The organism is Pseudomonas svalbardensis (assembly GCF_030053115.1).
GTDB lineage: Bacteria > Pseudomonadota > Gammaproteobacteria > Pseudomonadales > Pseudomonadaceae > Aquipseudomonas > Aquipseudomonas svalbardensis.
In genome coordinates, this window is the sequence record NZ_CP125619.1 from 3,217,499 (window position 1) to 3,231,452 (window position 13,954).

Sequence of the window (13,954 nt, forward strand, 5' to 3'; positions counted from 1 at the left end):
CGCTCCCACAGGGGTTTGTGGTGTTCAGGCTACCGCGGCCTGCTGCTTTGCCGCTGCTTTAGCTTCTAGCTCCCTCACCAACGGCAACACCCGCTTGCCGAAATACTCCACCTCTTCCTGAAAGTGCAGAAACCCCGCCAACACCAGATCCACTCCCACCGCTTTCAGCACAACGATCCGTTCGGCAATCTGCTGCGGCGTACCGATCAGGTTGGTCTTGAAACCGTCGTTGTACTGCACCAGATCCTCGAACGTCGACTTGGCCCAATTGCCCTCACCCTCAGGTGATGCCCTGCCCGCCTGCTTCGCGGCATCGCCAAACGCATTCACCGCCTCCGGGTCCGCCTGATCGATGATTTGCGCCAGCACGGCTCGCGCTTCTTCTTCGGTGTCGCGGGCAATGACAAACGCGTTTACGCCGACTTTCACCGAATGATTGTTTGCCGCCGCCTTGGCGCGAATGTCGTCGACCTGGGCCTTGATGCCTTCCGGGGTGTTGCCGTTGGTGAAGTACCAGTCCGACACCCGCGCTGCCATGTCCCGAGCCGCGCGAGAACTGCCACCCTGGAAGATTTCCGGCTGACCCAGCGGTTTGGGTTTGAGGCTGTAGTTGTCGAAGCGGTAGAAGTCACCGCGAAAGGTGAAGTTGTCCTGGTTCCAGATGCCCTTCAGCGAGCGGATGAATTCTTCGGAGCGGCGATAGCGCTCGTCGTGTTCGAGCCAGTGTTCGCCAATCGCCTGGAACTCACCCTTGAACCAGCCACTGACAATGTTCACCGCCACCCGGCCGTTAGTCAGCTGGTCGATGGTTGCCAATTGCTTGGCCGCCAACGCCGGCTGCCAAGGGCCGGGCAAGATGGCAGCGATCACTTTCAGTTTGGTGGTGGCGGCCAGCAACGCATGGCTGAAGGCGACGGATTCGTGTTGGTACTCGGCGCCGTAACCGGCGGTGAAGCGGATCTGCGTCAGGGCATATTCAAACCCCGCCTCTTCGGCCAGTTGCGCCAGTTTGCGGTTGTAGTCGATGCCCCAGTGGGTGCGTTGCTCGATCTTGCTGACCACCAGCCCGCCGCTGACGTTAGGCACCCAGTAGGCAAATTTGACGGCTTGCTGACTCATTGGCATGTCCTCGGGACTTTAGGGAAGTCCTGGGGTAAGAGCAGCAACCGTGCCAGCGCGCAAACCGCGGATTAACGGGACATTCACGATGGTTTGCTGTGAGCGATCAGGGCGATTTGCTGACGGACTGTTGGCGGAGCAACAGCTGGGCGCGATTGAGCAGCGACTTCACGGCGTAAATCCTGGCCGCGCGCTCCCGGCATGGACCGTGCAATCACCTTGACGTGCAACTTTTTTAGCCAAGCCCAGGAGCCGTCCCATGACCGAACATCAGGTAATCAATCCGCTGTCCACTGGCACTGACTATGAAGCGCTGGCCGCAAGGTTCCGGCCGATTTTCCAACGCATCGCCGCCGGTGCCGTTGAGCGCGAACAGTCCCGCAGCCTTCCGTACGAACCGATTCAGTGGCTCAAGGACGCCGGTTTCGGCGCCGTACGGATTCCGATTGAATACGGCGGTGGCGGCGCCTCCCTGCCACAACTGTTTGAGCTGCTGATCGAATTGGCCGAAGCCGATTCCAACGTGCCTCAGGCCTTGCGCGGGCACTTCGCCTTTGCCGAGGATCGCTTGAACTCGACACCTGGGCCAGGCCGGGATCTGTGGTTCAAGCGCTTTGTCGACGGTGACATCGCCGGCAATGCCTGGACCGAGATTGGCAGCGTCGCCATTGGCGATGCCATCACCAAAGTCTCACCTCACGGCGATCAGTGGAGGCTCAACGGCGAGAAGTTCTACAGCACTGGCAGCCTGTTTTCCGACTGGATCGACGTGTACGCGCACCGCAGCGACACCGGCGGCGACGTGATTGCTGCCGTCCGAACCCGCCAACCCGGCATCGTGCAGAGCGACGACTGGGACGGCTTCGGCCAGCGCACCACCGGCAGTGGCACCTCACGGTTTATCGATGCCGAGGTGGAGGCCGAGAACATCATCGACTTCGCCACCCGTTTCAAATACCAGACCGCGTTTTATCAGCTGGTGCTGCTGGCCACACTGGCCGGGATCGGTCGTGCGGCGTTGCGCGATGTGGCTCACCAAGTACGTGAACGCAAACGTATCTACAGCCATGGCAATGCGCAGCACGTCAGCCAGGATTCGCAGGTGCAGCAAGTGGTCGGTGAGATTGCGGCACTGGTGTATGCGGCCGAGGCCAGCGCCTTGAGGGCTGCGCAACCGGCGCAACGGGCTTATCTGGCGCGATTCTCGGGTGATGATGCCTTGGAACAAGAGGCGAATGTCGCGGCGGAAATCGAATCGGCCAAGGCGCAGGTGGTGGTTTCTGAGCTAATCCAGCGAGCAACCGCACAACTATTCAACGCACTGGGGGCTTCGGATACTCGCGTGGGTAAATCACTGGACCGGCACTGGCGCAATGCGCGGACGGTGTCGTCACACAATCCGGTGATCTACAAGGCGCGGATTGTCGGGGATTGGGCGATCAACGGGACCGAGCCGCCGTTTGTGTGGCAAATCGGGAACGGGCCACAGACCAAGTGATCCGACGATAGGGTCAGACGGGTCGCCGCAGTAGTTGGATATAGGTAAGATATCGGCCCTTCCCCGCAGCCCTGTCCTGCACTCCGCCGAATAAGCCGATTCCATGCCTTTCGAACTCAGTGTTGACCTCACCACCCTGGCCATTCTGGCCCTCGTCGCTTTTATTGCCGGTTTCATCGACGCCATTGCCGGCGGTGGTGGCCTGTTGACCACCCCGGCGCTGCTGACCGCAGGCCTGCCGCCGCATCTGGTGCTGGGCACCAACAAACTCAGTTCGACGTTCGGCTCGGCCACGGCCAGTTTCACCTTCTACCGACGCAAGCTGTTCCATCCAAGGCAGTGGATGCACGCCATTGTCGGCACGCTGGTGGGCGCGTTGACCGGTGCCGTGGTTGCTCACTACCTGCCGGCGGAATGGCTGAACAAGATGCTCCCGGTGATCGTTTTCGGCTGCGGCGTCTATCTGTTGTTTGGCGGAACGCCGAAAGCACCGCTGGACAGCGACGCACCGATCAAGAAAAAGTGGCAATCGACCCAAGGCTTCAGCCTTGGTTTCTACGACGGCGTGGCCGGTCCCGGCACGGGTGCGTTCTGGACCGTCAGCACGATGCTGATGTACCCCATCGACTTGGTGAAGGCCAGCGGCGTGGCGCGCAGCATGAACTTCGTCAGCAACATTGCGGCACTGTCGGTGTTCGTGTTTTCCGGGCAGGTGGACTGGATCATCGGCCTGAGCATGGGCCTGTCGGTGATGGTCGGGGCGTTCTTCGGGGCTCGCACCGCCATCAGCGGCGGTGCGAAGTTCATTCGCCCGGTGTTCATCACCGTGGTGTTGGGCTTGACCGTGCGGTTAGCCTGGCAACACTGGTTCAGCGTGGCCTAAGCGCCGCGCCACATAGACGTCGATCAGGTAACGGGCAATCGAGCGTGACGCCGGCAACGGCGGCAGCTCGCGTACGTTGAACCACTGGGCGTCTTCGATCTCGTCTTCCTGACACACGATCTCGCCGCCGGCGTATTCGGCATGGAAACCCAGCATCATCGAATGCGGGAACGGCCAGCACTGGCTGCCCATGTATTGGATGTTCTTGACCTCGATCTGCACTTCTTCGCGGACTTCACGAATCAGGCAGTCTTCGGCCGACTCGCCCGGTTCGGCAAACCCCGCCAACGTACTGTAGACCCCGGGGACAAAGCGCGGCGAACGGGCCAGCAGGACTTCATCGCCACGGGTCACCAGTACGATCATGCTCGGCGAAATGCGTGGGTAACTACGTAAATCACACGGTTCGCAATACATCGCCCGTTCCCGGGTCACTTGGATCATCGCCTGCCCGCAGTTGCCGCAAAAGCGGTGTTCGCGGGCCCAGGTGCCGATTTGCGCGGCATAACCGAGCACTTTGTAGAGCGTATGGTCGCCTTCGAGCATGAACGCCCGCAGGCCTTTCCAGTTGCAGCCCGGCACATCGCTGTGACTGCGCAGCTCCAACAAATAGACCGGTTCGCCGTCCAGGTGACCGATGCCATGTTCGGCGAGGATCGACAGGTCCTGGCGCTTGAGCCATTCGCGCGCAAACAGCGCGCCATTGTCATCGAACAAAAAGCCTTCGGGGCTACGCGCTACCGCCCAGCCGCCGGGCTGGTCGGTGTCCAGTACTGCAGTGGTCCAGCGTGAAATCATTTTTAATCAATCCAGAAATTCGGGTTTCTGTTTGCTCATATGGGCGGCCATGGCCACGCGCAGATCAGTGGATTGCAGCATGGCGGCGTTCCAGGTGGCGACGTATTCGAGGCCGTCGTCGATGCGATGGTCGCGCATGTAGCTGATCATCTCTTTGGTGCCGGTGATCGCAATCGGCGACTTGCTGGCGATCTCGCGGGCAATGCCCATGACACCGTCGAGCAGGCTGGCCGTGTCGCTGTAAACGCGATTGACCAGGCCCATGCCACGCGCTTCTTCGGCACCGAAAGTGCGACCAGTGTAAGCCAGTTCACGCAGCATGCCGTCACCGATGATCCGCGGCAAGCGTTGCAGAGTGCCAACGTCGGCCGCCATGCCGATGTCGATTTCCTTGATCGAAAACTGCGCGTCTTCGGCGGCGTAACGCATGTCGCAAGCAGCAATAAGGTCGATGGCGCCACCCAGGCAATAACCCTGAATCGCCGCCAGCACAGGTTTGCGGCAATGGTCGACCGCATTGAAAGACCCTTGAAGGGCGAGGATTTTGCGGCGCAGCAAGCGCGCGTTGCGACCCACGTCCTTGCCCAGTTCATTGGCCACGCCGGCCAACATCATCAGGTCGATGCCGGAAGAAAAATGCTTGCCCGCACCACTGAGGACCACCACCCGGACTTCGTCAGTGTCGTCGACCCACTGGAAAATCTCGATGATCTCGCTCCAGAACGCGGCATTCATCGAATTGATTTTTTCCGGCCGGTTGATCTGCACATGGGCGACTTTATCGTTCAGTTCGACGGTGAACGCAGTGTACTGAGACATGGCAGTGATCCTTTTACCGGGCAGAAAATGAGTTCCGGACTATAACAAGGCATCAAGGCCGACCGTAAGGCAGCGGTTCGGCCAAAGACGGGACTTAGCCTGCGCACCACAACGGTGCGCGAGCATTGCCGCGCTTCGCACATTCATGTGACATCTCGACTTTTTTTTGAGGCAAAAAGGTAAAAAATCATGCCCTTCGTCGGTGCGTTTCCCCCTCCAAGCGGTACGTCCGTACCTCTTTAAACCGATTGTCGAACAATTTTGCCATCTGGCCTCCCCCGCTCTAAGTTCTGGCCTAGACTCAGTTTCGCGGGGCGAAACCGGCCGGTCACAAAGCGGGAAGAAAGTCGAAACTTTTGCCGCTCGTGACGGGTCAGGTTAAAGGGAGGTGCGTTGCGACTGGTGCAATCCTTGCAACGATCTCTACAGCCATTCTGCTTCATCGTATTGGCGGCGCTTGCTCTCCGATGCGTAGCGCGTTTGCGCCCGGCCACAGGAATTGGCCACGAAACACCGTTTGTGCCAGACCTAAGAATTAGATCAACAACACGGGAGACTTATATGATCAGTGCGGCTTTAGATATTCAGGGAGAACGTGCTCATCAGCAGGTCGGCGAAACGAGCACTGTAAGCGCGCCAAGTCACCAATCGGTCAGCGTCCCAGGCACAAAGACGCTGACACCGGTGACCAGTCAGAACCCCAACAAGAAGAAAGTGTTGTTCGTCACCTCGGAGATCGCCGATCTGGTGAAAACCGGTGGTCTGGGCGATGTTTCCGCAGCGCTGCCGCGAGCCATGGCGCATCTGCATGATGTGCGTGTGCTGATTCCCGGTTACCCGCAAGTGCTGAACAGCGAAAACCCGATTCATATCATTGGTGAACTCGGTGGTCACGCCGCGTTGCCCCCCTGCAAGATCGGGCGCATGGACATGCCCGACGGTCTGGTCATTTACGTGTTGATCTGCCCCGAGCTTTACGAGCGCGAGGGTTCGCCTTACGGTGCCAACAACGGCCGCGACTGGCCGGACAACCACATTCGTTTCGCCCGTCTGGGCCTGGCCGCTGCCGATATCGCCGCCAATCTTGCACAAATTCACTGGTGCCCGGACCTGGTGCACGCCCATGACTGGCCTGCCGGTCTGGCACCCGCTTATATGCACTGGCGTGGACAGCGTACCCCGACGCTGTTCACCATTCATAACCTCGCCTATCAGGGCGTGACCAGTCTTGGCTCGTGCCCGGAACTGGGTATTCCCATGCATGCCTTGCAACAGGAAGGCATGGAGTTCTACGGCAAGATGTCGTTCCTCAAGGCCGGCATGGCTTATTCGAGCCACATCACCACCGTCAGCGCCACCTATGCCCAGGAAATCACCACCCCGGCCTTCGGCTGCGGTCTCGACGGTTTTCTTGCCGCCAAGACCCAGCAAGGTCTGCTCAGTGGTATTCCCAATGGCATCGATGAAAGCTGGGATGCCGCTACCGACCCGCACCTGTTCCGCCCCTTCAAAATTGGCGATTGGGAAGGCAAAGCGGTCAACGCCGCCCACGTGCGTAAGCTGTTTGGCCTGGATGATAGCGAAGGTCCGCTGTTCGCCGTGGTTTCGCGACTGGTCTATCAGAAAGGCCTGGACCTGACCGAAGCCGTCTCCGAGTACATCGTCAAATCTGGCGGGCAGATCGCGATCATCGGTCGTGGCGAGCCGGAAGAAGAACAAGCCATGCGTGAACTGGCCCTGCGTTTTCCAGGCCAGATCGGCGTGCGCATCGGTTTCAACGAGACCGACGCCCGTCGCATGTTCGCCGGCAGTGATTTCCTGCTGATGCCTTCGCGTTACGAGCCTTGCGGGCTGAGCCAGATGTACGCCCAGCGCTTCGGTTCGTTGCCGGTGGCACGCAACACCGGTGGTTTGGCCGACACCATTGAAAACGGGGTGACCGGTTTCCTGTTCGACGAATCCACGGCCGAAAGTTACGAGGAAGCCCTGAGCCGGGCCTTCAAGGTTTTTGCCTTCCCCGACCTGCTCAATGCCATGCGCTGCCGGGCCATGGCCGCGCCTTTCAACTGGTGCAAGGCGGTCGAACCGTACGCCGAACTCTACGAAAAACTGGTGACCAAGGCGCTGGGTAAATCGGGCAAACATTAAGAGGTTTTCAAAGATGCCGTTACGGACCCTTGAGACCTGGCCCCACGGCGCAATCATGCTGGACGCAGAGCACACGCGTTTTGCCTTGTGGGCGCCAGATGCGTTTTACGTCAGTGTCGAACTGGAAGATGGACAGTCCTTGCCACTCCTGCCCCAGGCAGATGGCTGGTTCGTGATCAACACCCGCTGCCCCGCCGGCACGCGTTACCGCTACAACATCGACGGGGAGCTTGCGGTGCCCGACCCGGCCTCCCGCGCGCAGGCCGGTGATATCGACCGCCACAGCGTGGTGGTCGATCCACTTGCCTATCAATGGCAACACAGCGCCTGGCTTGGGCGGCCGTGGAATGAGGCGGTGATCTACGAATTGCACGTCGGTGCGCTCGGCGGCTTCAGCGAAGTCGAGCAGCACCTGGCGCGCCTCGTGGAGCTGGGCATCAGCGCGATCGAACTGATGCCCCTGGCGCAGTTCCCCGGTGACCGCAATTGGGGTTATGACGGGGTTCTGCCCTACGCGCCCCAAGCCTCCTATGGCACTCCCGAACAACTCAAACACTTGATCGACACCGCCCACGGTCATGGCATGGCGGTGATTCTCGACGTGGTCTACAACCACTTCGGCCCGGACGGCAACTACCTGCATCGCTACGCCAAGGGCTTTTTCCGCGAAGACAAGCACACCCCGTGGGGTGCGGCCATCGACTTCCGGCGGCGCGAGGTACGGGACTTCTTCATCGACAATGCGCTGATGTGGTTGCTGGAGTACCGCTTCGATGGCTTGCGCCTGGACGCGGTACACGCCATCGAAGACCCTGACTTTCTTCAGGAACTGGCGCAAAAGGTTCGCCAGCAAACCGATCCGGCCAGGCATGTGTGGCTGACCGTTGAAAACGAACACAACCAGGCCAGCCTGCTCGGAGAAGGCTACGACGCGCAGTGGAACGACGACGGTCACAACGCCTTGCACGTGCTGCTGACTGGCGAAACCGACGCCTATTACGCCGACTATGCACAAAACCCCACTGAACAACTGGCGCGCTGCCTGAGCCAGGGTTTTGTGTTTCAAGGCCACTTGACCCGTCACGGTACACCCCGTGGCGAGCCCAGCGGTCATTTGCCGCCCAGTGCTTTTGTGCTGTTTCTGCAAAACCACGACCAGATCGGCAACCGCGCCTTGGGCGAACGGCTGCATCAACTGGCCAACCCCGATGCGCTCAAGGCAGCCACCGCATTACTACTGTTGTCACCGATGATCCCGCTGATGTTCATGGGCGACGAGTTCGCCGCCCAACAACCGTTCCTGTTCTTCACCAGCCATCACGGTGAACTCGCGGAGCTGGTCCGCGAGGGACGACGTAACGAGTTTGCCGCCTTCAGCGCGTTTGCTGATCCGCACAAACGCGAGCAGATTCCCGACCCCAACGCGCGCCAGACCTTTGAGGCTTCACGCCCCGAGCTGACATCAACCCGACAATCCGCCATACACGACCTGTATCGCCAACTGTTGCAGATCCGCCATCAGCAGATCATTCCCCGCCTGCCCGGTGCTCAAGCATTGGGCGCGGACGTGCTGGGCGCAGGCGCAGTAACGGCGCGCTGGCGACTGGGCGATGGCAGCCTGCTGTGCATTGACCTGAACCTCAGCGACACGCCGGTGGTCCACTCCCCACAGGCCGACGCTTCGTTGTTGTTCGAATACCCGCCACAGTCAGCCGGTCTGTTGGATCAGGGCACACTTGCCCCGTATTGCGCGCTAGTCAGCCTCACGGCCGCAGCCCCTTTGCTACCCCCGGATGGAGAGCGCCAATGAGCGATGCGCAACTGGAAATACTGGCCAGCCGAGCTGGCCTGGCTGTCGACTGGATCGACGCCAATGGCCGCCCACAGAAAGTCGCCCCATCAGTGTTACGCAACGTCCTCACCGGACTCGGCCACCCGGCCGGCAGCGCTCAGGAAATCGACGCCAGCCTGCAGGAACTGCAGCAGGTGCAACAGACCCGACACCTGCCGCCGCTGCTGACCGCAGACTTCGGTGTCGGCCTCAGCCTGGCGCATTACTTTGAGCCGCAAACACCGTGCGAGATCCACCTTGAAGATGGCTCGCGACTTCATTTAAAACTGGATGCCGAGGCGATATTGCCGGGCCTGGTCCCGGTCGGTTATCAGCACGTCAGCATCGACGGACAGGAATTTACCTTGGCCGTTGCACCGACGCGCTGCTACAGCGTCGGCGATGCCGTCGACAGTCCGATCCCCCGCGCCTGGGGCCTGAGCGTGCAGCTGTACGCGCTGCGTCGTCCGGGCGATGGCGGTTTCGGCGATACCCAGGCGCTGGAAGACCTGGCTCGGGTGGCCGGCGAGCGTGGCGCCGAAGCGCTGGCGATCAGTCCGCTGCATGCGATGTTCGGCAGCGACACCCAGCGCTACAGCCCGTATTCGCCTTCCAGCCGTTTGTTTCTCAACAGCCTGTACGCCGCACCGGGCGCGATCCTGGGTGATCGAGCATTGCGGACCGCGATTGATGCAACCGGCCTGGCGGCAGAACTCAAGCACCTCGAAGCCTTGCCGTTGATTGATTGGCCGGTGGCGGCCGAAGCCAAACATCGTCTGTTGCAGGCGTTGTACGAAGGTTTTGTGCAGGGCGAACACCCGTTGCATGCCGACTTCAGCAGCTTCCGCCACGCTGCTGGCGAAGCCCTGGAAAACCACTGCCGCTTTGAAGCCATTCAAGAAGCCCGCGCCGCCCAGGGTGAAAGTCTCGACTGGCGGCAGTGGCCCGTGCAATGGCAAAACCCGCGCAGCGCGGCCCTGGCCGAATTCGCCGAAGAAAACGCCGGGCGCATCGGCTTCTTTGCCTTCTGCCAATGGCTGATCACGCGCTGCCTGGAGCGCGCACAAACCGCCGCCCGCAGCGCCGGCATGAGCATTGGCCTGATCGCCGATCTGGCCGTCGGTGCCGATGGCGGTGGCAGCCAGGCCTGGAGTCGCCAGGACGAATTGCTCGCCTCGCTGACCGTGGGTGCACCACCGGACATTCTCAACCGTACCGGTCAGGGCTGGGGGATTTCCGCGTTCTCGCCCGAAGGTCTGGTGCGCAATGGCTTTCGTGCATTCATCGAAATGCTCCGCGCCAATTTTGCCCACGCCGGTGGCCTGCGCATTGATCACGTCATGGGACTGCAACGGCTGTGGGTGATCCCCAATGGCGCGTCACCCGCCGACGGCGCCTACCTCTATTACCCGGTGGATGACCTGCTGCGTTTGCTGACCCTCGAGTCCCATCGCCATCAAGCCATCGTCCTCGGTGAAGACCTTGGCACCGTGGCCGATGGTCTGCGAGAAAAGCTCATCGCCCGTTCGATTCTCGGCATGCGCGTGCTGTTGTTCGAACAGGACAACGCGCACTTCAAACCGATTCTCGACTGGCCGGACAACGCACTGGCGACCACAAGTACTCATGACTTGCCGACACTCAATGGCTGGTGGCATGGCCACGATATCGACTGGAACGCCCGACTGGGCCTGGTCGACGCCCCGGGTGAAATCGAATGGCGCCACCACCGCGAACGCGAGCGTGAAGGCCTGCGTCGGGTGTTGAGCGAGGACCCGCAAAACTTTCGCGAAGAGTCCCATGAAACCGATCAGGTGCTCGATGCCGCGATACGTTTCCTCGGTCATACCCGTGCGCCGCTGGTGTTGCTGCCGCTGGAAGATGCCCTGGGCATCGAGCAGCAAGCCAACTTGCCCGGCACCACCGACACGCACCCCAATTGGTCCCGACGCTTGCCCGGCGACAGTGAAGCCTTGCTCGATGACCCGGACGCCGCTCGGCGTCTGGAACTGCTCGCCTGTGCGCGGCTTCAGGCGGCCGAGCGTGACCAATGAAGCAAACGCTTATCCAACCGCTGCGGGCCACCCTGCGGCTGCAGTTCCATAAAGACTTCACGCTGGACGATGCGGTGCCGCTGGTGCCGTACTTCGCCAGCCTCGGCATCAGCCATGTGTATGCGTCACCCCTGCTGAGTGCTCGCGCCGGGTCCATGCATGGCTACGACGTCGTGGACCCGACCACGGTCAACCCGGAGCTGGGCGGCGAAGCGGCGCTGCGGCGTTTGGTCAGCGCATTGCGCGAGCAGAACATGGGGCTGATCCTCGACATCGTCTCCAACCACATGGCCGTCGGCGGTGGCGATAATCCCTGGTGGCAGGATTTGCTGGAATGGGGACGCCTGAGCCCTTACGGCGAATTCTTCGATATCCAATGGCATTCGCCCGACCCGTTGATGGAAGGCCAGTTGCTGCTGCCCTTCCTCGGCAGCGACTACGGCATCGCCTTGCAGGACGGCACCCTGCCCTTGCGCTTCGATGCGCAAAAGGGTGCGTTTTATGTCGAGCACTATGAGCATCACTTCCCGATCTGTCCGACGAATTACGGCGAACTGCTCAGAACCGATGACCCGCTGAGTGCCGAATCGCTCAAGGCGCTGGCAGACCGTTTCAGCACCTTGAGCTACCAGACCGACGCCCACAGTCTGGCGATGCCGCTTAAAACAGAGTTGCGTGAACTGGCCAGCGATCCGGCGATTCTGCAGGCCATCCAGCACAACCTCAGCGCTTACGACTCGCTCACCGCCGAAGGTTTCCAGCGCCTGCACCTGTTGCTTGAACGCCAAAGCTATCGCCTGGCCAGTTGGCGCACAGCAGCAGATGACATCAACTGGCGGCGTTTTTTCGATATCAACGAACTGGGCGGCCTGCGGGTCGAACGCCCGGCCGTGTTCGAAGCCACCCACGCGAAAATCTTCGAACTGGTGGCCGAAGGCCTGTTTGACGGTCTGCGCATCGACCACATCGACGGCCTCGCCGACCCTCGGGGTTACTGCCGCAAATTGCGGCGACGGGTCGACAGCCTGTCGCGAGATCGGCACCTGCCGATCTACGTCGAGAAGATCCTCGGCGAAGGTGAAACCCTGCACCGTGACTGGTCGGTGGATGGCACCACCGGTTACGAGTTCATGAATCAGCTGTCGCTGCTGCAACACGCTCCGGAAGGCGCGCACACTTTGGCCGAACTGTGGAATCGCTACAGCGAACGGCCTGCCGATTTCCGTCAGGAAGCGCAACTGGCCCGCCAGCAGATCCTCAACGGTTCCCTCGCCGGCGACTTCGAAAGCGTCGCCCAGGCCCTGTTGCAAGTGGCCCGGGATGACCTGATGACCCGCGACCTGACCCTCGGTGCAATCCGTCGGGCGTTGCAGGAACTGATCGTGCATTTCCCGGTGTACCGCACCTATATCAGCCCCCTTGGGCGTTCGACTGAAGACGATGTGTTTTTCCAGCAAGCCATGGACGGTGCCAGGCAAACCCTCGGCGAGGCCGACTGGCCGGTGCTCGATTGCCTGGCCAGCTGGCTGGGGGGTGAGCCGTGGCGCAAACACCCGTTGGGCCGGCCGCGCAAGATGCTCAAGCATGCCTGTGTGCGTTTTCAGCAACTGACGTCGCCGGCGGCGGCGAAGGCTGTGGAGGACACCGCGTTCTATCGCTCGGCGACATTGTTGTCGCGCAATGACGTGGGCTTCAGCACCGAACAGTTCAGCGCGCCGGTGGCCGATTTCCATGCGGCTTGCATCAACCGTCTCGACGAGTTCCCCGATAATTTGCTGGCCACCGCGACCCACGACCACAAACGCGGCGAAGACACCCGCGCGCGCCTGGCGGTGCTGAGCGAGCGCAGTGCCTGGTACGCCGAGCAAGTCACGCTCTGGCGGACCCTCGCCCGCCCCCTGCGCGACGACGACCAGATACCGACTGCGGGCGATGAGTTGATCCTCTATCAAGCGATCCTCGGCAGCTGGCCGCTCGATTTGCGCAGTGACGATCAAACAGCCTTGGAGAACTACACTCAACGTCTGTGGCAGTGGCAACAGAAAGCCTTGCGCGAAGCCAAGTTGCAAAGCAGCTGGAGCGCGCCGAACGAGGCTTACGAACAAGCGGTTCAGCAATTCCTGCAACGTCTGCTTCTGAGCCCCGAAGGTGAACTGTTACGTGCGGCCCTCGGCAAAGCCGCCAAGAGCATCGCCGTCCCCGGAGCCCTCAATGGATTGGCGCAAACCTTGCTGCGCATGACCGTGCCGGGGGTACCGGACCTCTATCAGGGCAACGAGTATTGGGACTTCTCGCTAGTCGATCCTGACAACCGCCGGCCGGTGGATTACGCCAGCCGTCAGCAGTCGATGCAGACGCCATTGGAACTGCCCGAACTGTTGGCTGACTGGCGCGACGGGCGCATTAAACAAGCGCTGATCGCTCATGTGTTGAACCTGCGGCTCGAGCACACCGAGCTGTTTCGGCGAGGGACGTATCAAGCCCTTGAAGTCGTCGGCAGCCAGGCTCACCGGGTGCTGGCATTTGCTCGCTCGCTGGAAGGAAAACGCGCCATCGTGATCGTACCGATACGTTGCGCCGAGCTGCTGAAAAACAGTGCCGAACCCCGGATTGACGCGCCGCTGTGGGGCGATACACGGGTCAAATTACCGTTCACCGTCCCTGATGAAAATTTGAAGGGACTTTTTTCAGGCACAACAGTCACACACCAAAGGGAGCTGAACATCAGCGACGCGCTAGTGGATTTCCCGATCAATCTTTTTATCCAAACTACCCACACTTGAGTTCAGTTCAGGAGCATTGCG

9 protein-coding genes are annotated in these 13,954 nt (G+C 60.8%); 6 read left to right on the forward strand and 3 right to left on the reverse strand.

Annotated features, from left to right (window positions below):
- Positions 1–24: 24 nt before the first annotated feature.
- Positions 25–1,119 (reverse strand): dimethylsulfone monooxygenase SfnG, encoded by a 1,095-nt coding sequence (gene sfnG / locus QFX16_RS14900; RefSeq protein ID WP_439900083.1) that lies wholly within the window; start codon positions 1,117–1,119, stop codon positions 25–27.
- 259 nt (positions 1,120–1,378) lie between these two features.
- On the opposite strand from sfnG, the gene QFX16_RS14905 reads away from it, so the two are divergent.
- Complete coding sequence (locus QFX16_RS14905; protein WP_283180262.1) at positions 1,379–2,617, forward strand: acyl-CoA dehydrogenase family protein; 1,239 nt, start codon at positions 1,379–1,381, stop codon at positions 2,615–2,617.
- A 103-nt stretch (positions 2,618–2,720) separates the two neighbouring features.
- Complete coding sequence (locus QFX16_RS14910; RefSeq protein WP_283180263.1) at positions 2,721–3,500, forward strand: TSUP family transporter; 780 nt, start codon at positions 2,721–2,723, stop codon at positions 3,498–3,500.
- Here QFX16_RS14910 and nudC read toward each other — a convergent pair.
- Complete coding sequence (nudC, locus tag QFX16_RS14915) at positions 3,468–4,298, reverse strand: NAD(+) diphosphatase (protein WP_283180264.1); 831 nt, start codon at positions 4,296–4,298, stop codon at positions 3,468–3,470. The two genes, QFX16_RS14910 and nudC, sit on opposite strands and share 33 nt — an antisense overlap.
- A 6-nt stretch (positions 4,299–4,304) precedes the next feature.
- A complete protein-coding gene (locus tag QFX16_RS14920; protein ID WP_283180265.1) occupies positions 4,305–5,117 on the reverse strand; it encodes a crotonase/enoyl-CoA hydratase family protein in 813 nt (270 codons plus the stop codon).
- A gap of 561 nt (positions 5,118–5,678) precedes the next feature.
- Between QFX16_RS14920 and glgA the strand changes: the two genes are divergently transcribed.
- The 4 genes from glgA to QFX16_RS14940 are packed head-to-tail and all read left to right on the forward strand — an operon-like array spanning position 5,679 to position 13,933.
- Positions 5,679–7,265: a glycogen synthase GlgA gene (glgA, locus tag QFX16_RS14925; RefSeq protein ID WP_283180266.1), complete on the forward strand. Its 1,587-nt coding sequence runs from the start codon at positions 5,679–5,681 to the stop codon at positions 7,263–7,265.
- A 13-nt stretch (positions 7,266–7,278) separates the two neighbouring features.
- Positions 7,279–9,075, forward strand: coding sequence for a malto-oligosyltrehalose trehalohydrolase (gene treZ, locus QFX16_RS14930; protein ID WP_283180267.1), 1,797 nt, complete (start codon positions 7,279–7,281; stop codon positions 9,073–9,075).
- Positions 9,072–11,150 carry a 4-alpha-glucanotransferase gene (malQ, locus tag QFX16_RS14935; RefSeq protein ID WP_283180268.1) on the forward strand — a complete coding sequence of 693 codons (2,079 nt, stop codon included), beginning with the start codon at positions 9,072–9,074 and terminating at the stop codon, positions 11,148–11,150. Before treZ ends, malQ begins: the two co-directional genes overlap by 4 nt.
- Positions 11,147–13,933, forward strand: coding sequence for a malto-oligosyltrehalose synthase (locus QFX16_RS14940; protein ID WP_283180269.1), 2,787 nt, complete (start codon positions 11,147–11,149; stop codon positions 13,931–13,933). The genes malQ and QFX16_RS14940 overlap by 4 nt, the downstream gene beginning before the upstream one ends.
- The last annotated feature ends 21 nt before the right edge of the window (positions 13,934–13,954 follow it).